This window comes from Streptococcus sp. 2018WUSS126 (assembly GCF_044427425.1).
Classification (GTDB): Bacteria; Bacillota; Bacilli; order Lactobacillales; family Streptococcaceae; genus Streptococcus; species Streptococcus hashimotonensis.
The window spans coordinates 31,312-51,914 of sequence record NZ_JAOTGB010000015.1 but is presented as its reverse complement, the minus strand read 5'-3'; the positions used below and the strand labels follow the sequence as shown (position 1 = coordinate 51,914).

General features: G+C 40.8%; 23 protein-coding genes. 3 read left to right on the top strand and 20 right to left on the bottom strand.

The genetic code is table 11. The features are described 5' to 3' along the window. Nucleotides 1-36: 36 nt before the first annotated feature. The 11 genes from ODU34_RS06940 to ODU34_RS06890 form a co-directional block, all read right to left on the bottom strand. Nucleotides 37-1,104, bottom strand: coding sequence for a replication initiator protein A (locus ODU34_RS06940; protein ID WP_105183394.1), 1,068 nt, complete (start codon nt 1,102-1,104; stop codon nt 37-39). Between the two features lie 9 nt (nt 1,105-1,113). Continuing rightward, the gene (locus tag ODU34_RS06935) at nt 1,114-1,278 is read right to left on the bottom strand and encodes a hypothetical protein (RefSeq protein ID WP_153595807.1); all 165 of its coding nucleotides are present in this window, start codon (nt 1,276-1,278) and stop codon (nt 1,114-1,116) included. Between the two features lie 405 nt (nt 1,279-1,683). Then, a complete protein-coding gene (locus ODU34_RS06930) occupies nt 1,684-1,902 on the bottom strand; it encodes a hypothetical protein (RefSeq protein ID WP_024400304.1) in 219 nt (72 codons plus the stop codon). Between the two features lie 119 nt (nt 1,903-2,021). Further along, entirely contained in the window at nt 2,022-2,273 is a 252-nt protein-coding gene (locus tag ODU34_RS06925; RefSeq protein WP_002938218.1) for a Veg family protein, read from the bottom strand. A gap of 3 nt (nt 2,274-2,276) precedes the next feature. Beyond that, nucleotides 2,277-3,632: a replicative DNA helicase gene (gene dnaB, locus ODU34_RS06920; RefSeq protein WP_105178897.1), complete on the bottom strand. Its 1,356-nt coding sequence runs from the start codon at nt 3,630-3,632 to the stop codon at nt 2,277-2,279. A gap of 31 nt (nt 3,633-3,663) precedes the next feature. Continuing rightward, complete coding sequence (gene rplI, locus ODU34_RS06915) at nt 3,664-4,116, bottom strand: 50S ribosomal protein L9 (RefSeq protein WP_398578427.1); 453 nt, start codon at nt 4,114-4,116, stop codon at nt 3,664-3,666. 10 nt (nt 4,117-4,126) lie between these two features. Beyond that, entirely contained in the window at nt 4,127-6,088 is a 1,962-nt protein-coding gene (locus ODU34_RS06910; RefSeq protein ID WP_044758771.1) for a DHH family phosphoesterase, read from the bottom strand. A gap of 106 nt (nt 6,089-6,194) precedes the next feature. Then, nucleotides 6,195-8,111 carry a tRNA uridine-5-carboxymethylaminomethyl(34) synthesis enzyme MnmG gene (gene mnmG / locus ODU34_RS06905; RefSeq protein ID WP_105178898.1) on the bottom strand — a complete coding sequence of 639 codons (1,917 nt, stop codon included), beginning with the start codon at nt 8,109-8,111 and terminating at the stop codon, nt 6,195-6,197. Nucleotides 8,112-8,146: 35 nt separating this feature from the next. Beyond that, nucleotides 8,147-8,569: an NUDIX hydrolase gene (locus ODU34_RS06900; RefSeq protein WP_105178899.1), complete on the bottom strand. Its 423-nt coding sequence runs from the start codon at nt 8,567-8,569 to the stop codon at nt 8,147-8,149. 36 nt (nt 8,570-8,605) lie between these two features. After that, nucleotides 8,606-9,058: an NUDIX hydrolase gene (locus ODU34_RS06895; RefSeq protein ID WP_398578426.1), complete on the bottom strand. Its 453-nt coding sequence runs from the start codon at nt 9,056-9,058 to the stop codon at nt 8,606-8,608. A gap of 141 nt (nt 9,059-9,199) precedes the next feature. Next, nucleotides 9,200-9,526 carry a helix-turn-helix domain-containing protein gene (locus ODU34_RS06890; protein ID WP_014638837.1) on the bottom strand — a complete coding sequence of 109 codons (327 nt, stop codon included), beginning with the start codon at nt 9,524-9,526 and terminating at the stop codon, nt 9,200-9,202. Between the two features lie 125 nt (nt 9,527-9,651). Between ODU34_RS06890 and ODU34_RS06885 the strand changes: the two genes are divergently transcribed. After that, complete coding sequence (locus tag ODU34_RS06885; RefSeq protein WP_024389859.1) at nt 9,652-10,041, top strand: nuclear transport factor 2 family protein; 390 nt, start codon at nt 9,652-9,654, stop codon at nt 10,039-10,041. Nucleotides 10,042-10,083: 42 nt separating this feature from the next. Here the strand turns inward: ODU34_RS06885 and mnmA are convergent, their stop codons facing one another. Beyond that, on the bottom strand, nt 10,084-11,208 hold the full coding sequence (mnmA, locus tag ODU34_RS06880) for a tRNA 2-thiouridine(34) synthase MnmA (protein ID WP_029179677.1): 1,125 nt from the start codon (nt 11,206-11,208) through the stop codon (nt 10,084-10,086). Between the two features lie 214 nt (nt 11,209-11,422). Here mnmA and sdaAB point away from each other — a divergent pair, with 214 nt between their 5' ends. Beyond that, on the top strand, nt 11,423-12,094 hold the full coding sequence (sdaAB, locus tag ODU34_RS06875) for an L-serine ammonia-lyase, iron-sulfur-dependent subunit beta (RefSeq protein WP_002938202.1): 672 nt from the start codon (nt 11,423-11,425) through the stop codon (nt 12,092-12,094). Nucleotides 12,095-12,106: 12 nt separating this feature from the next. Further along, the gene (gene sdaAA / locus ODU34_RS06870) at nt 12,107-12,979 is read left to right on the top strand and encodes an L-serine ammonia-lyase, iron-sulfur-dependent, subunit alpha (RefSeq protein WP_398578425.1); all 873 of its coding nucleotides are present in this window, start codon (nt 12,107-12,109) and stop codon (nt 12,977-12,979) included. Nucleotides 12,980-13,420: 441 nt separating this feature from the next. Here sdaAA and ODU34_RS06865 read toward each other — a convergent pair whose 3' ends face one another. From ODU34_RS06865 to yfmF, 8 genes are all read right to left on the bottom strand, one after another. After that, a complete protein-coding gene (locus ODU34_RS06865; RefSeq protein ID WP_398578428.1) occupies nt 13,421-13,975 on the bottom strand; it encodes a LysM peptidoglycan-binding domain-containing protein in 555 nt (184 codons plus the stop codon). Nucleotides 13,976-14,106: 131 nt separating this feature from the next. Then, entirely contained in the window at nt 14,107-14,901 is a 795-nt protein-coding gene (locus tag ODU34_RS06860; RefSeq protein ID WP_044667418.1) for an energy-coupling factor transporter transmembrane protein EcfT, read from the bottom strand. After that, nucleotides 14,894-15,736 (bottom strand): energy-coupling factor ABC transporter ATP-binding protein, encoded by an 843-nt coding sequence (locus ODU34_RS06855; RefSeq protein WP_002938195.1) that lies wholly within the window; start codon nt 15,734-15,736, stop codon nt 14,894-14,896. Before ODU34_RS06855 ends, ODU34_RS06860 begins: the two co-directional genes overlap by 8 nt. Then, nucleotides 15,712-16,548 carry an energy-coupling factor ABC transporter ATP-binding protein gene (locus ODU34_RS06850; protein WP_105178921.1) on the bottom strand — a complete coding sequence of 279 codons (837 nt, stop codon included), beginning with the start codon at nt 16,546-16,548 and terminating at the stop codon, nt 15,712-15,714. The genes ODU34_RS06855 and ODU34_RS06850 overlap by 25 nt, the downstream gene beginning before the upstream one ends. After that, on the bottom strand, nt 16,548-17,087 hold the full coding sequence (pgsA, locus tag ODU34_RS06845; RefSeq protein ID WP_014638849.1) for a CDP-diacylglycerol--glycerol-3-phosphate 3-phosphatidyltransferase: 540 nt from the start codon (nt 17,085-17,087) through the stop codon (nt 16,548-16,550). The genes ODU34_RS06850 and pgsA overlap by 1 nt, the downstream gene beginning before the upstream one ends. A 19-nt stretch (nt 17,088-17,106) precedes the next feature. Then, complete coding sequence (gene rodZ / locus ODU34_RS06840) at nt 17,107-17,961, bottom strand: cytoskeleton protein RodZ (RefSeq protein WP_105121897.1); 855 nt, start codon at nt 17,959-17,961, stop codon at nt 17,107-17,109. 82 nt (nt 17,962-18,043) lie between these two features. After that, on the bottom strand, nt 18,044-19,327 hold the full coding sequence (yfmH, locus tag ODU34_RS06835) for an EF-P 5-aminopentanol modification-associated protein YfmH (RefSeq protein ID WP_136647022.1): 1,284 nt from the start codon (nt 19,325-19,327) through the stop codon (nt 18,044-18,046). Further along, nucleotides 19,324-20,577 (bottom strand): EF-P 5-aminopentanol modification-associated protein YfmF, encoded by a 1,254-nt coding sequence (gene yfmF / locus ODU34_RS06830; protein ID WP_105178903.1) that lies wholly within the window; start codon nt 20,575-20,577, stop codon nt 19,324-19,326. Before yfmF ends, yfmH begins: the two co-directional genes overlap by 4 nt. Nucleotides 20,578-20,603 lie beyond the last annotated feature (26 nt).

Below are 20,603 nucleotides of genomic sequence, written 5' to 3'. Positions count from 1 at the left end.
CCTTTTATTTACTTGTGTTTTTGTTGTATTTTTTTATCATACTTGACCACCCTCATAATAGCGTTGTGCATTCAGATGGGCGACTCTTCTTACTTCTGCTTGTCTCTCTGTTTTGAGGTTTTCAAGCATAGCTAGTAGATAAGCCAAGGGCTTCTCGCAGTCATGAGGAATATGGTCAATCATATTCAAGACCTCTCTGCTTGTCGCAAAGCCTTCTGTGAGATACTGCCCTATTCTCATTTTTTGGTTATGGGTTAAGGTATAACCGTGAGGATAGATATACCGATCATTGTACTTATCCGCAATCACCTGTAGTAGCGAATAATATTCTGGTGCTACGTATTTTTCCTTATTTTTATTTTGTGTAGCTGTATCAGCTCCAGCTCTTCTAGAACTATTATCTAGAAAACCAGAATTGTTATTATCAGTATTACTTCCGTCCATAATATGGACGCCCTGAGGTATAGATTTTGGACGTCCATTTTCTGGACTCCCATTTTTCGTTGATTTTTCGGGGTTTGTTGGGCGTCCATTTTTCGGACTCCCATTCTCATCTTCCGGAGCTTTGGGAAGTTCAAAGAGGACTTCTCCATTCAGATTGACAGTTTTTACATGGATGTATGTGACCTTTCCCTTATCTCTTCCCGAGGTAAGATAGTTAGCCTGATAATACTCGTATTCCTGGAGGTTAGCATTCACATTCTGGAGATAGAGACGGTTGGGACGGTTGGCTCCTTGACTGACTTCTCGTAGTAGACCAATTTCTTGAAGCTCTTTCTTGATTTTATGGACAGTCATTTTGCCTTTGTCCAATACCTCCATCAGTTCCTCTACTGTATAAACCATAAAGACTGAACCATTCTCGTCAACATAATCTTTAACTCCCTGATGATATGAGCGAATACTCAATAAACACCGATTATAGAAAGCTCCATAAGCCAGCTTGGCGTCATTAGATAACTTTCTAGCATAAGGGCTGGTCAGCTTGATTTTCTTCTTTACTCTTCCATCAGAACCATACTCTTTTTCAATACTGGGTAAAAAGATTTGAGGAATTTGGTAAAATGTTTGAGTACTTATTTGATCAATTGTAATATCTGCCATTTGGGTCTCCTATCTTGTTTTCAATAAAGCTGTCTGTCCAGATGGTGTAAAGAATATGAGACCTGAAATCTCCCATTCCTGCATAATAGCTATTGCTTTAGGGAGCGAGACCCTTTGACTATTCATAATATTTGTGACAACGCATTTTCTTGCAAGTAGTTCTTTTTGTGTCATGTTGGTATCCTTTCTCAGTTGTGTTGTAATAGCTCCTCTGACATTAACTTTGTTTCTTTGGCGTGTTCAAGACCAGTAACGTAGCCTTCAAGGTCCATTTCAATTTCGATTTTAATGGTTTTACTTTTCTCCACGTAAAGGTTTTATATTATACTTACAAGCTCTTCTTCAGTCAGTTTCCAGAAACAATGACTGCAAATAGTTCTGTCTATATCCATCCACCAGCAAGCTCCATGAATAGAATCAATACATGGCGTATTCCAAGTGCAGCCACATATCCTACAAATTCCTGTTTCCATATTCTCCCTCCTCATCAGGTATTAATTGTTTTAATTCACTGGGAAAGCCATTCTCTATCCAGTCTTCAATCATCTTGTCTATTTCTTCTTGGGTCATAACATCTCCTTATGATGAGTTATATAGATAGGGCTTAGATGATACAAACATTGAGTCAGTGATGCTATCGAATAAAGTTAACTGGATACATTCTGAAACGTGTATATTCGAAATAGATACATTTTCTTCCTCGACTTCAATATCTTCTAAATCATCTTGACTATGATCGATAACTTCAAAAATTTCTAATGTATCTAAATTCATTATGATTTCAATTTGGTTTGACATCAGATAAAGTATCCTTTCAACATTTTGAACAAGCAAAAAAGAGAGCAAATTCATGCTCTCTTAGGCTAATTAGGTATTTTATTTTTGTTTTCCCAAAACTCTAGACACTTACATAGCGATTAATCCAAATAATGAATCAAAATCTTTTCTGTCAAAATGTCTGAGTAAGTATAAGATTCCACAAAGGTATTGTTTGGATCTTCAAATTCAACGATAAAGAGAGACTGATAAACCTCCACAATACGCCCCTGCTTATTCTTCTCACGCTTACGACCATTTTCAAGGGTCAATTCAACAATTTGTCCCTCATGGTCTTTAATATCTTGTTTGATTTGCTTCATTTTAGCAACATCTGTAAATGCATCACTCATTCTCTATCCATCCTCTCTCTTGGAAATACTTGCAAATTTATTGTATTCTTTTTGGAACATCAGTTCCACGGTACCACGCGCACCGGAACGGTTTTTCTCGATGATGACTTCAACCGCATTGTTAGGAATGCCACCGTCTTCCTGCTCACCGCGCTCATAGTAATCATCACGATACAAGAAGGCAACGATATCGGCATCCTGCTCGATAGATCCCGATTCACGAATATCAGATAGAACAGGTCTCTTATCCTGACGTTGCTCAACTCCACGCGACAACTGACTGAGGGCGATAACAGGAACTTTCAATTCCTTGGCCAAAATCTTCAGCTGACGGGAAATCTCAGAAACCTCTTGTTGTCGGTTTTCACGACCTGTTCCCGTAATCAATTGAAGATAGTCAATCAAGATCAAGCCCAGATTGCCCGTTTCCTGAGCCAACTTACGTGAACGCGAACGAATCTCTGTAATCTTGATACCTGGTGTATCATCAATATAGATACTAGCCCGAGCCAGGTTAGCTTGAGCCACCATGTACTTATTCCATTCTTCCTGCGTCAAATGCCCCGTACGAATAGCCCTCGAATTGATAACTCCCTCAGAAGCGAGCATACGGTCAACCAAGCTTTCTGCACCCATCTCCAAAGAAAAGATGGCAACTGTCAACCCCAGTTTTGTACCGATATTTTGTGCAATATTGAGAGCAAATGCCGTCTTACCAACCGCAGGACGAGCGGCAAGAATAATCAACTCTTCCTCATGCAGACCCGTTGTCATGGCATCAAGAGCAGGATAACCAGTTGCAATCCCTGTAATATCCGACGTCTGCTTAGCACGAGTTTCAAGGTTGTCAAAGTTGATATTCAAGACATCATCAATCCGCTTGAAACCACTTCGACTGGCTCCCTCACTGACATCAATCAAAGCTTTTTCAGCATTGGCAATAATGTCATCTGAACCATCCGCACCCTCATAAGCCTGATTAACTACATCCGTCAAACGGGCAATCAGTTTACGGAGATTAGACTTTTCAGCAACAATCTTGGCATAGAATTCCGCATTGGCTGCCGTCGGCACGGAACTAATGATTTCAGCCAAATAGGCCAAACCACCGATATTTTCCAAATCACCATGGTTGACCAGATAGTTCCGCATGGTAGTCGCATCAATTGCCTCATTTCTATCAGAAAGAGCAATCATAGCTTTAAAAATTAGCTTATGAGCATGTTTGAAAAAATCTTCAGCTTCGATGTATTCACGAACGAAGACCAGCTTGCCTTCATCAAGGAAAATAGCTCCTAATACCGATTGTTCAGCTAGAATATCCTGCGGTTGCACCCGCAATTCATCCAACTCTGCCAAGATCTCACCTCCTCACTGGCTAGATAAATAATTAAGCTTCCTTAATACTCAAATTAATGATGCCTGTTACATCTTGATAGATTTTAACTGGTACATCAATGAGACCAATCGCACGAATTGGGTGATCCAGCTGAATATGGCGTTTATCAATATTGATGCCAAATTGCTTGTCCAATTCTTCAGCAATTTTCTTGCTGGTAATAGAACCAAAGGTACGACCATCTGGACCAACTTTTTCGACAAATTTCACTAAAGTAGCTTCCTCAGCCAGCTTAGCCTTGATAGCCTCTGCTTCTGCAATCATCTCTGCATGAGCCTTTTCCTTAGATTTTTCCTGACCACGAAGGGCACTGATCGCTTGATTTGTTGCTTCCTTAGCCAAATTTTTCTTGATCAAGAAATTTTGGGCGTAACCTGTTGGAACTTCCTTAATCTCACCCTTTTTACCTTGACCTTTAACATCTGCTAAAAAGATTACTTTCATATCTGTTCTCCTAATTTCCATTTATTTCTTCGCGGATTTTATCCGTCAACTTTTCACATACTTCTGCGATTGTCTGGTCATATACCTGAGCGGCAGCTAGGTTAAAGTGGCCACCTCCACCCATTTCTTCCATAATGCGTTGAACATTGATTTTACTATGACTCCTTGCAGAAATAGATACATACCCTTTGGTATTTCTTGTTACAACGAATACCGCCTCAATTCCTGCCATGTCCAATATTGTATTGGCAGCCTTGCTCGGAATAATATTATCGTATTCTTTAGTATCATCTGCACACGCAATAACAACATTGGACTCAATTCTCTGCCCACTTAAAATCAGTTCATTGATTTGACGATATTCCTCAAAATCTGTCGCAGCAATCTGCTGAATTTCCAAGCTATCGCTACCACGAGTCCGCAAGTAACTAGCCACATCAAAAGTACGACTGGTCACACGAGATGTGAAATTTTTTGTATCAAGCATAATCCCAGCCATCAATAAACTAGATTGAATGCGATTAAGCTTATGGTGTTTGTCATTCTGGAACTGAATTAATTCCGTTACTAACTCACTCGCAGAACTAGCACCACTCTCTATATAAGTCAAAACTGCATTATTTGGGAAATCTGTATCGCGACGATGATGATCAACCACCACAACCTGGGTAAATTGTTCATAGAAATCCTTATCCAAAGTCAAGCCAATCTTTGAATGATCTACCATGATTAACAACGACTGGAAAGTGACCATCTTCATGGCTTCCTCAACCGTTAGCAAATTAGAACAATTTTCATCACTCAACTTCTTGATAGCACGTGCAATATCTGGTGCCATTTCATCTGGATTATACACCGTATAGGCATTGTTCATAATATTTTGAGCAAAGTACTGCATACCGACCGCGGATCCAAGCGCGTCCATATCTAAATTACGATGTCCCACCACAAAAACAGCATCAACCGATTTGAGTTTATCTGATACAGCAGTCATCATAGCACGAGTCCGCGTACGTGTTCGTTTAACGGAAGAAGCCGAGCCACCGCCAAAGAAAAGTGGCTGTTTACTCTCATCATTTTCCTTGACCACAACCTGGTCTCCACCACGAACCTCAGCCATATTGAGATTTTGGAGCGCAACCTGTCCGATTTGGTGATGATTTTCATTACCATACGCCAATCCCATACTCAAAGTCAAACCTAAATCTAACTTTTTAGCCTCCTCGCGGAACTTATCAATAACTGAAAACTTATTCTCTATCAATTTTTCCAACACAGCATAATCTGTAAAGAAATAGAATCGATCCATTGTGCCGCGTCGGTAGTAGATACCGTAATCATGGCAAAATTCCGAAACAAATTGAGCCAAGAAGGAATTGACTTGGCTGATTTGAGAATCCGTTACAGCATCCTCAAGCTCATCATAGTTATCAACTGAAATAATCCCTATAACAGGACGGCTTCCGATCAAACTATTTGTCGCCGAATACTCTGTTGACGCATCAAAAAAGTAAAATAACCCTTGATCAAAATCAACGTTAACAGCGTATCTCTTGCCTGAAAAGTTCGCATAAATTCGCTCCTCATCCAGACCAACGTCAATAATTTCACGTAGTTTTTTTTGATCAAACTCACCATTTTCTTGAGCAAAAATCAGCTCAGCAAAGGGATTAAACCATTCTACCTGATTACTATCTGGTCGAACTTTGATAACTCCCACTGGCATTTTATCCAAGAGCATCATCAAACCAGAATTGGCCTGATTATTGAGATATTCAATCTGTTCTAGCTCACTAAATTCATAAGAATGTTTTTGATAAATAAACAGCGCAATCAACACCAATAGGCTGATGAGTAGCGCAAAAACTGTACTGGCACCAATTGGAAAAAGTCGGTGGACAAGAGCCACCAACCCAAATAAAATGACACCTATCATGACAAAGTGAATTGTCGAAAATCGAAATCTTTTCATCACTAACCTCTGCCTGCCATTCTACCATAAATTCAGTAAAAAAGCTACTTTTCACATGATTTTAAAGTAGTTGACATATAGCTGACATACAGCGAAAAGAACAGCCTTAGTGACTGTCCTTTGATTTGTTTTTAGAAATGGAACGACTGCGTCCTTCCAAGTAGACCATGAGAATGGATATATCCGCTGGATTGACACCGGAAATCCGACTAGCCTGACCAATGGTTTCTGGTGAAATCAGCTTGAATTTCTGGCGAGCCTCGGTCGCAATGGAGTCAATGTCATCCCAGTCGATGTCAGCTGGAATGCGTTTTTCTTCCATACGTTTCATCTTCTCCACCTGATCCAAGGCCTTGGCAATATAGCCCTCATACTTAACCTCTGTTTCAATCAATTCAATGGTCTTGGCATCCAAGTCCTCTGCCGCTGGACCGATAAAGGCCACCGCATCTGCGTAAGTCACATCTGGACGACGCATGAATTCCTTGGCGGTAAGGGCATCCGTCAATGGCTTGAAGCCCATAGCTACGACTTTTTCGTTGGTTTCCTTGATTGGTTTGAGTTTGATAGACTCCAAGCGTTTCATTTCATTGTCAAATTGGTTTTTGTGAATCTGGAAGACCTGCCAGCGTTCATCATCCACCAAACCTACCTGACGACCGATTTCCGTCAGACGCATATCAGCATTGTCATGACGCAGAATCAAGCGGTATTCTGCCCGACTGGTCAAGAGGCGATAAGGCTCCACCGTTCCCTTGGTTACCAGGTCATCAATCATAACACCAATGTAGCCGTCGCTTCGTTTCAAAATCAACTCAGGCTTGCCCTGCACCTTGAGGGCTGCATTGATACCAGCGACAATTCCCTGACCTGCCGCTTCTTCATAACCCGATGTTCCGTTGGTCTGACCTGCTGTAAAGAGTCCTGAAATCTTCTTGGTTTCCAGCGTCGCCCGCAACTGATGAGGCATAACCATATCGTACTCAATGGCATAGCCCGTCCGCATCATCTGGGCATTTTCCAAGCCTTTAATGGAGTGGATCAAGTCCTGCTGCACATCTTCTGGCAGACTGGTTGACAGCCCTTGGACATAGATTTCATCGGTATTACGACCTTCTGGCTCTAAGAAAAGCTGGTGGCGTTCCTTATCCGCAAAACGAACAATCTTGTCCTCGATAGATGGACAATAACGGGGGCCAATCCCTTTGACAATGCCTGAAAACATAGGTGCTCGGTGAAGATTGCTGTTGATAATCTCATGGCTGGTCGCATTGGTATAGGTCAACCAGCAAGGGATCTGGTCCTGCAAATAATCCTCGTCCTTGGACAAGAATGAAAAGTGATTTGGCTTTTCATCGCCTGGCTGAATCTCGGTTTCGTCGTAGTTAATGGTGCGAGCATTGACACGCGGTGGCGTTCCTGTCTTGAAACGACCGATTTCAAGACCCAATTCTTTCAGATTATCCGCCAGCGTGATAGAAGCTAGGCTATTGTTAGGACCTGACGAATACTTGAGGTCCCCTATGATAATCTCGCCACGCAAGGCTGTACCCGTCGTCACCACAACTGCCTTGGCGGAAAATTTCTGGTTGGTAGCCGTGCGGACACCGATAACCTTGCCGTCTTCTACCAAAATCTCATCAATCATGGTTTGACGTAGGGTCAGATTTTCCTGACGCTCGACCGTCCGTTTCATCTCCGCTGCGTACTCTGTCTTGTCCGCCTGAGCCCGCAAGGCACGAACAGCTGGCCCCTTACCCATATTGAGCATCTTCATCTGGATATAGGTCTTGTCAATGTTGCGGCCCATTTCGCCACCTAGGGCATCGATTTCCCTTACCACAATCCCCTTGGCAGAACCACCAATGGAGGGATTACATGGCATAAAGGCCACCATGTCCAAGTTAATCGTCGCAAGCAGGGTCTTACAGCCCATCCGACTAGCTGCCAATCCCGCCTCTACACCCGCATGCCCCGCACCGATTACGATGACATCGTAGTTTTCTGCAAATGTGTGTGTCATTTTTATTTCTCCTTTATGTTCATGATATGTTTGACTTACCCATTCCAGTTTGGCAAGTCTTGAGCCAGAAAGGCTGGCACGACATCTAGGTTGACAAGCTTGTCAACGTCAATCCATTCACAAGCTTGTTTCAAGCTTTCTTCAATCATCTCCTTAGGCATTTCTCCAATAGGATCGACGATAAAATGAAACTCGATGTTGTGAAAATCTATATCTTCGTGTGTAAACTGATTTTCAACGACAAAAGCTAGTTGGTTGACACGACTGTCAATCCCTAATTCTTCTTTGACTTCCCGAACAACCGCATCTTGTGCAGTTTCGTTGACTGCAATCGCACCGCCAATGGTATAATAACGCCCCTTAGAGTCCTTCGTGAGGAATATTTTCCCATTTTTTATAATCAATGCAGTCGCCCGAACACCAAAAATCTGATTGTCAATTCTGGTCCTAAAATCCATTCTTCCTTCTCTTTTCTAAAATTTCATTTAGATAGGCTAGCTTTCCCAATTAATAAAATGCTGCAACTGTCCCTTCCAACCAACTAGTTCCGTCTTGAGAAAGGCAGGGTTGAGGTCGAGATTTTCCAAGTCTGCAAAAGCAACCCACTCACACTGACGAATGGAAGCCCCTTCTTCCAGATAGGTAACTGGCTCAGACAGTGGGGTAACAAGGTAAAGAAATTCAATCTGATGATAGGATTTCTCCTGCAAACTAAACTGATTTTCAACGATGAAAGCCAGCGGTCCAACCTCCACATCAATTCCAAGTTCTTCTTGCATTTCCCGTTGCACAGCCTCTTTGGTTGTTTCACCAAGCTGAATAGCACCACCCAAGGTATAGTAGTTCCCCTCCGGTGACTTAACAAGATATAACTTCTCATCTTGTACCACCAAGCCCGTCGCACGAACACCGAAGATTTGATTGTCGTGTCTCGTTCTGAAATCCATCTTCTCTCCCCAATCGCAAAAAATAGCCAAAACTCTCGAAAATTGCAGGACAAAAAAGCCTACAATTCCCATGAGCTTTGACCATCATGATAATTGTTACTCTTATTCTATCAAAAGATTTGTAGAATTTCAAATCTAGTGTTACGCTAACGTTTCAATATATTCTAAGCCCCAAGCCTCAACAGCATCCAGTACCGAACGAAATTTTTCGCCCATCTCAGTCAAGCTATACTCTACACGAGGGGGGACTTCTGCATAGACCGTGCGACTAATAATGCGATCCTCCTCCAATTGTCTAAGGTGCCTTGTTAACATGGTTTGAGTAATACCTGGAATCAGTCGCTGTAATTCATTGAAGCGTTTCGTTCCTGTACTGAGTTGGTAGATAATCACCAATCCCCACTTACCAGTCAAAACTTTTTGTGTTGTTGCAAAAGGGCAAATACCATATTCACTAACTTTTTTCAAAAAAATTCTCCTTTATTTATCACAATAGTATCACTTTTGATACTAACGAATGCAAAAGTACCTACTTGCATAATGGAATGCTTCAGCTATAATTGTACTATATCAAAAAAATTGGAGGACATCAAATGTCAACAAACTTGGAAATTTTTAATGCCTATAACAATGCTCTCATCGCTGGTGATTTTGCAGCTCTTTTTGAAACAATGGCTAATGACATTATCTGGCATCAACCCGGAAATCATTCAACATCTGGTGCTAAAATTGGTAAGGAAGTACTCGGAGCACATCTAGCAACTTTCGCCGAAAAAACAAATGGAACTTTCAAAGTAGTGACAAACTGGGTATCCGATAATGATACTCTTGTTGCCGCTAACGTAACATTCCTCGGTACTCGAACAGATGGTGAAGAACTAAACATGAATGGCATCGATCTTTTCCGTATGGAAGATGGCAAAATCAAGGAAGTTTGGCTCTTCTCAGCCGACCAAAAAGCCGAAGATGCTTTCTGGGGATAAGATAAAAAGCTTAGCATGAGGGTGCTAAGCTTTTATTTTTGATTAAATATACTGACAAGCAACCCCATCTTTGTAGGCCATATCGATCATGCCACCGCCCAGACACTCTTGACCGTCGTAGAAAACAACGGCTTGTCCTGGTGTGATTGCTCGTTGTGGCTCTGCAAAAATAACTTCTGCCTTGTCACCTTTTACCTTGACAGTTACTTTACTATCTGGTTGACGATAGCGGAACTTAGCTGTGCATTCTAGCGTGAATTCTTCAGGCATATTACGTGTAAAATGTACTTGACTAGCCTGTAAAGAAGTTGACATCAAGGACTCATGATAGAAGCCTTGACCGACATAGAGGATATTTTTTGACAGGTCTTTCCCGACAACAAACCAAGGCTCATTGTCCCCACCGATTTGTCCTCCGATACCAAGCCCGCCCCGCTGGCCAATGGTATAGTACATAAGACCTGTATGTTCTCCCATGTCACGACCGTCCACCGTCATCATCCGGCCGGGCTGGGCTGGCAAATATTGTCCTAAAAATTCTTTGAAGTTCTTTTCACCGATAAAGCAGATGCCTGTCGAGTCTTTCTTTTTAGCGGTCGCCAAGCCTGCTCGCTCTGCTATTTCCCTTACCTGAGGCTTTTGTAAATGGCCGAGCGGAAACATGGTTTTCTGCAGCTGTTCCTGTGAGAGTTGGCTAAGGAAGTAGGTCTGATCCTTGCCATTGTCTGCCCCACGTAGCATATGAACGGTGCCGTCCTCGTCGCGTGACACCTGAGCATAGTGCCCCGTCGCCACATAGTCCGCCCCCAAATTCATAGCGTAATCCAAGAAGGCCTTGAACTTGATTTCCTTGTTACACATGACATCTGGATTGGGGGTGCGGCCAGCCCGATACTCTGCTAAAAAGTACTCAAATACGCGGTCCCAATACTCTTTTTCAAAGTTGACAGAGTAGTAAGGAATGCCGATTTGGTCTGCCACTGCAGCCACGTCCTTGTAGTCTTCTGTTGCTGTACAGAAGCCATTTTCGTCCGTGTCGTCCCAGTTTTTCATGAAGATGCCGATCACATCGTAGCCCTGCTCCTTGAGCAAGAGAGCCGTAACCGATGAATCCACACCGCCACTCATACCGACAACAACACGGGTTTTAGAATTGTCAATTGACATAATCTTCTCCCATCTTTTCGTAGAAATAACGATTTGAAGGTCGTATTCCAAAATTTGATTATCCAAAAACGATTGACGATTTTGAACAACTTGTATTATACCATACAAAAAGAGTAAGCGATAGAATTTTAACATAAGAAAACACATTCATCTAGGCATATTCTCTAACTGGAAAATTTGATATAATAGTACCAAGAAAAACGTGAGGATTACTATGACAAACTTAAAATTTCAGTCGGTCTTTGATATTATTGGACCTGTTATGATTGGTCCATCTTCTAGTCACACAGCTGGTGCGGTCCGCATTGGAAAAATTGTGTCTTCCATCTTCGGCGATGAGCCAACAGAGGTGGAATTTCAACTCTACAATTCCTTTGCCAAGACCTATCGTGGTCACGGTACGGATGTAGCCTTGGTAGCAGGTATTCTGGGCATGGATACGGATGATCCCCGCATTCCTGACTCTCTTGATATTGCAAGAGAACGAGGCATTAAGGTTTACTGGCGTGTCAACAAGGACAGCAATACCCCACATCCCAATACCACCAGAATCATCATAAAAAACGATAAAAAATCCATCTCAGCCACAGGCGTTTCCATAGGTGGGGGAAACATTCAAGTAACAGAGCTCAACGGTTTTTCTGTCAATCTCAATATGAATACGCCAACTATTATTATTGTTCACCAAGATGTCCCTGGTATGATTGCGAAAGTGACCGATGTCCTTTCTAAGTATGACATCAATATCGCCCAAATGAACGTGACACGTGAAAAAGCTGGCGAAAAAGCCATTATGATTATCGAAGTGGATGCTCGCCAATGTGAAAATTCTATTGCAGAAATTGAAAAAATTCCACACCTGCACAATGTAACCTTCTTCAACTAGAAAGAGAAAGACATGTTTTATACTATCGAAGAATTAGTTCAGCAAGCAGACAACTTTTCTGGTAATGTAGCTGAACTCATGATTGCTACTGAAATTGAATTGACCGGTCGCAGCCGCGAAGAAATATTGACAATTATGTCAAGAAACTTGACAGTTATGAAAGACTCCATCGTAGATGGACTTACTGAAAGCAAATCCGTATCTGGTTTAACAGGGGGTGATGCTGCCAAGTTAGATGCCTATATGAAATCTGGTAAAACCTTGTCAGATTCCGCTGTCCTATCCGCCGCAAGAAATGCCATGGCCGTTAATGAGTTGAATGCCAAAATGGGCTTAGTCTGTGCCACTCCGACAGCAGGATCTGCAGGCTGTCTACCAGCTGTGCTAGGAGTTGCTATTGAAAAGTTCAATTTGACAGAAGAACAGCAACTTGACTTCCTATTTACAGCTGGAGCCTTTGGACTAGTTATCGCCAACAACGCCTCCATCTCAGGTGCAGAAGGAGGGTGTCAGGCAGAAGTCGGATCTGCCTCTGCTATGTCTGCCGCAGCATTAACTCTTGCAGCAGGTGGAACTCCCTACCAAGCCAGCCAAGCCATCTGCTTTGTCATCAAAAATATGCTGGGTCTGATTTGCGATCCCGTCGCTGGTCTGGTAGAAGTCCCTTGTGTCAAACGTAATGCAATGGGAGCAAGCTACGCCTTGGTTGCTGCCGATATGGCACTAGCAGGTATCGAATCCAAAATCCCCGTTGACGAAGTTGTCAATGCCATGTACCAAGTTGGTTCAGCCCTCCCAACTGCCTTCCGTGAAACTGCTGAAGGTGGCCTTGCAGCTACACCGACGGGTCGTCGCCTTGCTCAAGAAATTTTTGGAGAAGATTGACAATAGTGTAAACCAAAAAGGACCTTAACGGTCCTTTTCTTATTATGACTTCGAGCTAGTTTTCTCATAGAGAAAAACAAGAAGACCATCACCTATGCTTGTGGCTGGCAAGGCTTTGAGCTTCCCTTTCTTTTCCTGTTATAATCTAATTTGTCAAGTTAAATAAAGGAGGAGTAAACTAGTCCAGTGGACTAGTTTAGCATGGCTAAAACCGTTACAGTTTATCACATACCAAATGTATGTCACCCCTAAGTACCGCAGGAAATCCATTTACTAAAACATTAGAAGGAACTTAATTGATATTTTCCATCACCTATGTCCATACAGCGTGGAAATCAAAAGTTTTGAGCTAGAGGCTACTACTGAACGAAAAAGCAGTTGCGAAATACATTCGTGAGACAGAAAAAGTCTAGCATCGTGCTAGACTTCTTCTAATTTATCTTAGTACCAACCATTTGCCAACCAGAAAGCCTTGGCTGCAGACCATGAACCATAGCGACTAGCAACATAAGCATCTGCTACACGCTCTTGGTTTTCTGGTAAGTAATCACCATTCAAGTAAGTATTTGTCAACTGGTAACGACCAATGTAGATACCGTTACGGGCATCATAGCTACCGCTTGATTCCTTCATTGCAATCCATTCTTTTGCTGCTGCATCTTCAGCACTCAAATTTGAAGAATAGGTGCTAGTTGTTGCAGTAGAAGTTGATGATGTTGTTGATTGAGTTTGTTCAACTGAACTCTCTACTGCCTTCACTGTCACATCACCCAATTCGATAACTTGACCGACATGGATAAAATCTAAGTTGGTAATCTTATTCTGCTCTGCTAATTTTTCAACAGTAGTATTGTGTGTTTCAGCAATTTCAGACAGGGTATCACCAGACTTTACAGTATAGGTTTCTGCACTGACTACACCCGCAGTCAAAAGGGAGATTCCCGCTACCAAACCAGCAATAGTTGTTTTTAAGTTTTTCTTTAATGTAATGTTCATAATAGTCACATTCCTTTCTGTCATGTGTCTATCATACCCTCTAACTATTACTTAGACTTTGTGAAATTGTTACAAATATTACAGACAAATTGAGATTAGACAATAAAAACGCTATTTCTAGCGTTTTTTACTCATTTTTTCAATATAAATAAGAGTCCAGCTAAAGCTAACATAACTAAAATTGCTAACGTATCTGCTAACTTCCATTCCAAAATCCGATACTTGGTTCTCCCATCTCCGCCTTGATACCCACGCGCCTCCATCGCCGTTGCAAGAGCATCTGCCCTCTTAAAACTTGATGCGAATAACGGAATCAAAATAGGAATAACTGACCTTACCTTCTGAATAAGATTTCCCTCATTAAAGTCCACTCCACGAGCTCTCTGAGCATTCATAATCCGAGTGGTATCATCCATCAAGGTCGGTACAAAACGCAAGCTCATGGACAACATCAAACCAATTTCATGCACAGGAACTTTAAATTTCTTCAAAGGTGCAAGACCTGATTCAATACCATCAGCCAAACTGAGCGGTGTCGTCGTCAAGGTCAATAAGGTCGAGAAGAAAATAATCAAAACAAAGCGAACAAAAATAATCGCCGCCTGTTGCAAACCCTCAACTGATAATTTAAAAATCCAAAATTCCCATAAAAGTGTCGCTCCAGGTGTAAAGAAAACCTGAAAGAAAGTTGTAAATAGAATAATTCCTATCATCGGTTTCAAACCATTAATAAAAAATGATAAGCGAATACGAGATAAAACAACCATTCCTAAAACAAATGCTATCAACAAGGCATTGGTGACCAAATTATTGGCCCAAAAAATCATCAATAGAAATCCAAACATTGCTAAAAGCTTACTTCTTGGATCCAAGCGATGAATAATTGAATCCCCAGGAATATAGCGACCTAAAATTAATTTATCCATGTGTCACCATCCCCGTAAATTCTTCAATTGTAATAGGAAGACGTTCAAATACAAAGCCTCTTCTCTCCAAATTAGCTGCAAACTTAGTAATCTTAGGCACTCCCAACTGAATACTCTCTAAAAAATCTACCTCTTGAAAAATATCGACTGGTTTACCAGAACGGACCAGCTTTCCCTTCTCCATAATGTAAACAAAATCAGCATAGTTAGCCACATCGTCCATCAAATGAGTTACCAAAACGATTGTCATGCCTGATTCATGAAGCTTTTTGAAAATATCCATCAATTCCTGACGACCCGCAGGGTCCAAGCCAGCTGTTGGTTCATCCAAAACTAAGATACTTGGTTCCATTGCCAGAATCCCAGCAATAGCCACCCGACGCATTTGACCACCAGATAGTTCAAAAGGACTACGCTCAAACAAGCTTTCATCAATTCCAACCAAGGCCAACTTTTCACGCGCAATCGTTTCAGCCTCTTCCTGAGAAACTCCGAAATTTTGTGGACCAAAAGCAACATCTTTCAAAACTGTCTCATCAAACACTTGACTTTCAGGAAATTGGAAAACGAGCCCCACTTTCTTCCTTACTTGCTTAATATCCTTATTTTCAGACGTCGCTGTAATCACAACATCATCAATGACTACTCTTCCTTCTGTTGGTACATTTAATCCATTCAAGAGTTGTAAAATTGTTGATTTGCCCGAACCCGTATGCCCAATAAGGGCCGTGTAAGAGCCATCAACAATCTCCAAATCCACACCAAAAAGCGCACGCCCCTCAAAAGGAGTGCCAGCTTGATAGGTATAGCTTACTTCTTGGAGATCAATTCCCATAAAGTTTCCTCTAATTCTTCCTCTGTAAAATAGCGGAGCGGTAAATCAAGTCCAGTCTGGCGCAAAAATGAAGCCAGTTCTGTCGTAAATGGTCTATCCAAGTCTAAATCTACCAAATCTTCTCGCATAAATAGTTCATTTGGAGTGCTAATTGATTCAACCTGTCCATTTTTCATCACGATAACTCGGTCACTCAATGCAACCTCATCCAAATCATGTGTTATAGAGATAACCGTCATACCATGACGCTCCTTAATTTCACGGACAATTTTAATCAAGTCGAGACGACCTTCTGGATCCAACATAGACGTAGCCTCATCCAAAATAATAATTTTTGGACGTAAGGCAACCACTCCAGCAATCGCCACCCTCTGCTTCTGACCACCAGATAAACGAGCAGGCTCACGTGTTTTGAAATCAGTCATTCCAACCAATTCCAAAGCTTCGTCAACTCGACTACGCATCTCCTCCAAAGAGATTCCCTGGTTCTCTAAACCAAATGCAACATCATCTTCAACTGTGGCACCCACAAATTGGTTATCTGGATTTTGAAAAACCATACCAATCAAGCGTCGCTTATCCCATACATTATCAATGGTTAAGGCATCACCGTCAATATAAATATCACCTGATTCAGCTTCCAACAAACCATCAATCAAACGAACTGTTGTTGATTTACCCGAACCATTATGTCCAATAATAGACAACCACTCTCCCTGTTTCACGTGAAACGAGACATCATTTAGGGTATAGCGCTCATCCTCTTGGTTGTATTTATATTTAAGATTTTTTACTTCGATAATATTTGTCATCATTTAAAAGTATCTTTGAATAAGTAAGAGGCACCCCTGAAATAATCATAGCCTGAATATAGGGTGAAGAAAAGTGCAATATAGAGTGTTATTTGCCCCACGACGTTCCAGTGTAAGAGCAGGAAAATAACTGCAAACATCTGTGAGAATGTTTTGATTTTTCCTGGCATAGCCGCAGCTAGAACTGTTCCTCCATTTTCCACCAAGAGTAGACGAAGACCTGTCACTGCCAATTCACGACAAATAATAATTGCAACTACCCAAGCTGGAGCAAAGCCAAGCTCTACAAGCATGATAAACGCTGTCATCACCAAAATCTTATCTGCCATCGGATCCGCAAATTTTCCAAAGTTTGTTACAACCTGCCATTTACGAGCCAAGTAGCCGTCTAGATAATCCGTAATACTAGCTAATGCAAAAATAAGTGCTGCCAACACATGACTAATTGTTGAATCCCAAACGGTCAGTAACAAGATAAAAATTGGGATTACCAAAATCCTACCTATCGTCAATGCATTGGGAATATTTTCTTTTTTCATTCTAATACCTTTATTGCCCTTATTCAAAATTTAAAGTGACCGACCCTGTATCGGCTGTCAGAGCTGATATATCTAACTTTTGGCCACCTACACTTACCTCTACTCCTTTGACAACACCAAGAACAAGTGTAGTAGAAGTCACTCCTTCTTCAATAGTAGTAGTTACTGTTGGATTATCAGGTGTTAGTGTAACGCCCCCCTCTAACAAGGTGTCAGAAAGGCTGATCCAACTCGTTGTATTTTTTGCTGTTACAGTCACTTCTACTGGATAAGTCACTGTTTTAAGGGTCGCAACAATGTTAGAACCTGATCCTGAAATAGTCACATTTTCTGTAGCGGAACTACTTGAACTCGTTGAATTTGACTGCGCCTGCTCAGTAGAACTCGTCTCTGTGCCACTACTTGCTTCAGATACAGATTGCTCAACTATACTATATGACGTTGTAGTAGGCGTAATAGATGCTCTATTTTGGAGCCTGCTATGAACAATATAAGTCACAAAAATAATAATCAAACCCGTCGCAAGTAATAAGTAAATCAACGGAAGATAAGAGTTCTTTTTACGTTTGCGAACCTTATAGCTTCTTTTCAATTCTGAAGATCGGAGTTCTTCTTCTCCATCTTCATAATATTTCACTAAACTATTGGTCTCGTAAGCATCCAGTAGGACATCTGCATCTAATTCCAAAGCCTCAGCATATGCTTTTAAAATAGAATGAACATCATCTGAGTTTGCAATAAAATCAAAATCATTGTACTCAAGTGCCTGCAAATATTTAGCTTGGATTTTTGTTATCCGTTGCAAGTCAACGAATGTCCAACCCCGTCCTTCTCTAGCTGTTCTAAGTACTTCACCTATACTCTTTTGTCTCATACATACCCTCTCTCTATCGCTCATCATGTACAGTATACTATTCTAACAAAATTCCAAGGAAATTTCGACGGGTTGCGCCCACTTATTTTGGAAAAATCGTGAAATCTGTCATATCACAGTGTTCAATAAAGCGACGCCCTGCCTCTCTGATGTCATCTAACTGAAGACTTTGTATCATTTGAGGTATATCAAAAACATTTTCATATTCTGAATACTGAGAAACAAAGTGACTAGCTGTAAACTCAAGAGAATTTAAGCTACGAATAAAATCTCCATACATCTCGTTTTTCAACAATTGTAAATGATCCTCTGTCACATCTGCATCATCCTCAAATTTCCTAAGTGCTTTCATCAGCATACTAGAAAGCGTAATGGGTTCTTGAGTATCTCCCGAGATAATCAAATAGTGGTACTCAGGTGTAACCTCTAATTGGAACTGGAAAGAAGAATCAATTTTTCCCTGCTCGTATAACTGTTGGTATCGTTTTGAAGTCCAACCAAACAACATGGCAAATAAAAATTGTAAACTGAGCCGATATTTCTGAATAGTCTCCCTATCAACCTCGTCATTTCCCCGTAAACCAACAGCCAATTTTGGGGTAGATACTTCAAATTGTTCTGAGAGATGCTCCTTTATCGGCAACTTTTGGACACCTGCCAATTCAAACGACTGAGCTGGATTATCCATCTGAGCTACTTGATAACTTGAAATTTGTTTCCAAACTGCCTCTAAATCAAAATTACCAATAACGAATAAATTCATGTTACTTGGATGATAAAACACATCAAAATTCTCATGTAAATCATCCGCAGTAATTGCAGCAATTGATTCAACTGTCCCTGCTATATCATAGGCCAAAGGACTTTTTGGATAAAGCGATGATAAAATTCCCATAAACAAGCGATAATCTGCATCATCTTGATACATCTCAATTTCTTGTTCAATAATCCCCTGTTCTCTTTCTACATTGTCTTCTGTAAAATACGGTTCTCGAACAAAAGATTGTAAAAGTGATAGAGACTCCAATACTTTCTGAGTCGTTGAAAATAAGTAACTAGTCTGTCTAAAACTGGTATAAGCATTTGCGCTTGCTCCCAATTTAGCAAACTCATTCATAATATCCTCTTCATTCTCAGTTTCAAACAGCTTATGTTCTAAAAAGTGTGCAATCCCTGCAGGATAAACAACACTGTTACCATTAGCCAATGTAAATCGAGTATGAATACCCCCAAAATTTGTCGTTAGAATTCCATATGTCTCATGAAAATCTACTTTAGGAAGTAAAACAACTGTCAACCCATTGTCAACTTTCCCATAAAAGACAGATTCTTTCATGTAAGGATACTTCTTCTCAACTAACTTCATTCTTCTGTCCCCTCCATAAAGTAAACAGCCTGTAAATTAATCATCTGTCCTACTCGAATGACATCGTCTATTGATACCGATTTGATAGCCTCAATCCAATCTAGCCAACTTAAATTTCTATTTCCTAAGGTAACTTGATTATATACTTGTTCTATCAAATTATTCTGCCTATCTTGAGCCAAGGTTGCTGAATGAATCAACATGTTTTTTGTCAACTCTAATTCTTCTTCTGTAAATTTACCACATTTTAAATCAAGTAGTTGTTTACTAATTAACTTCATTACCCTGAGTCTATTTTCGCGGCTAATTCCAGCATAGACCTTCAGCATTCCTGAAAAAATAGAGACCTGACTTCCAATTGTATAGGCCAAACTTTCTTTCTCACGAACATTCATAAATAACTTCGAATGGGAGAAAGCACCTAGTAGACCATTAAATACCATCAAAGCCGGATAGTTTACATCGTTGTAAACCACCTGTAAATGATATGCCAATTCCAAAATGGACTGCCTTGCCTGTTTACGCTCGATTTTTTCTTGCGTGATGTTTGAGTATTCTTGATGATATTCTAACTCTAATTTTGGATTTCTATAAGTAAAACCAAAATCTTCAAGTTTTCTTTTTACTTGTTCTCTGTCAACCTTCCCTAAGACAAATATATCAATTTTATCCATACGCAACATATTCCGATAAATCTGAAAGGTTGATTCTGCTGTTTCTTTTTCAACCAAATCAAGCCTACCGACGCGTGGAATTTGAAGAGAGGGATCTTTATAAAAAAGCTTACTCATTTCAACATCTGCATGATAAAAATTATCTTCTATCTCTGACTGAAGAAAATTGATTAAATTCGTTTTTTCAACCTCGAAAATCTGGCTATCAAATCCTCGCCCCTTTTTCAGTGGTCTAAATATACACGTGTGTAAAAAATCAAGAATCTCTACTGTAATATCCTCATTTTCTGGCAAGTGACGAGGACTGACATATGAAATTATCACATCTACACAGTGCACCCTACCACGTTTTGAAACTGAGGTCGAGAACTGAGCACCATACAATTCTGCCAATCTTCTCCGAACAGCCTGAGCTGTCTGAAATTCTTGGTTACCCATTTCAAAAATATTTGCAACTAACACACGACCAGCAACTGTAGCCTCACTCATTTCAGCTGCAAAGCGAATACGTATACGATTTGTCGTAAACTGATCTGTATCAATAAAATGAAGATCTACTCCCTCTTGTAATTTCATCTTCTTCCTCTTTCAAACATTGTACC

Coding starts and splice junctions, on each gene's coding strand:
- ODU34_RS06940 (WP_105183394.1), bottom strand. CDS start 1,104: ATGGCAGATATTACAATTGATCAAATAAGTACTCAAACATTTTACCAA.
- ODU34_RS06935 (WP_153595807.1), bottom strand. CDS start 1,278: ATGACACAAAAAGAACTACTTGCAAGAAAATGCGTTGTCACAAATATT.
- ODU34_RS06930 (WP_024400304.1), bottom strand. CDS start 1,902: ATGTCAAACCAAATTGAAATCATAATGAATTTAGATACATTAGAAATT.
- ODU34_RS06925 (WP_002938218.1), bottom strand. CDS start 2,273: ATGAGTGATGCATTTACAGATGTTGCTAAAATGAAGCAAATCAAACAA.
- rplI (WP_398578427.1), bottom strand. CDS start 4,116: ATGAAAGTAATCTTTTTAGCAGATGTTAAAGGTCAAGGTAAAAAGGGT.
- ODU34_RS06910 (WP_044758771.1), bottom strand. CDS start 6,088: ATGAAAAGATTTCGATTTTCGACAATTCACTTTGTCATGATAGGTGTC.
- mnmG (WP_105178898.1), bottom strand. CDS start 8,111: ATGACACACACATTTGCAGAAAACTACGATGTCATCGTAATCGGTGCG.
- ODU34_RS06900 (WP_105178899.1), bottom strand. CDS start 8,569: ATGGATTTTAGGACCAGAATTGACAATCAGATTTTTGGTGTTCGGGCG.
- ODU34_RS06895 (WP_398578426.1), bottom strand. CDS start 9,058: ATGGATTTCAGAACGAGACACGACAATCAAATCTTCGGTGTTCGTGCG.
- ODU34_RS06885 (WP_024389859.1), top strand. CDS start 9,652: ATGTCAACAAACTTGGAAATTTTTAATGCCTATAACAATGCTCTCATC.
- mnmA (WP_029179677.1), bottom strand. CDS start 11,208: ATGTCAATTGACAATTCTAAAACCCGTGTTGTTGTCGGTATGAGTGGC.
- sdaAB (WP_002938202.1), top strand. CDS start 11,423: ATGACAAACTTAAAATTTCAGTCGGTCTTTGATATTATTGGACCTGTT.
- sdaAA (WP_398578425.1), top strand. CDS start 12,107: ATGTTTTATACTATCGAAGAATTAGTTCAGCAAGCAGACAACTTTTCT.
- ODU34_RS06865 (WP_398578428.1), bottom strand. CDS start 13,975: ATGAACATTACATTAAAGAAAAACTTAAAAACAACTATTGCTGGTTTG.
- ODU34_RS06860 (WP_044667418.1), bottom strand. CDS start 14,901: ATGGATAAATTAATTTTAGGTCGCTATATTCCTGGGGATTCAATTATT.
- ODU34_RS06855 (WP_002938195.1), bottom strand. CDS start 15,736: ATGGGAATTGATCTCCAAGAAGTAAGCTATACCTATCAAGCTGGCACT.
- ODU34_RS06850 (WP_105178921.1), bottom strand. CDS start 16,548: ATGACAAATATTATCGAAGTAAAAAATCTTAAATATAAATACAACCAA.
- pgsA (WP_014638849.1), bottom strand. CDS start 17,087: ATGAAAAAAGAAAATATTCCCAATGCATTGACGATAGGTAGGATTTTG.
- rodZ (WP_105121897.1), bottom strand. CDS start 17,961: ATGAGACAAAAGAGTATAGGTGAAGTACTTAGAACAGCTAGAGAAGGA.
- yfmH (WP_136647022.1), bottom strand. CDS start 19,327: ATGAAGTTAGTTGAGAAGAAGTATCCTTACATGAAAGAATCTGTCTTT.
- yfmF (WP_105178903.1), bottom strand. CDS start 20,577: ATGAAATTACAAGAGGGAGTAGATCTTCATTTTATTGATACAGATCAG.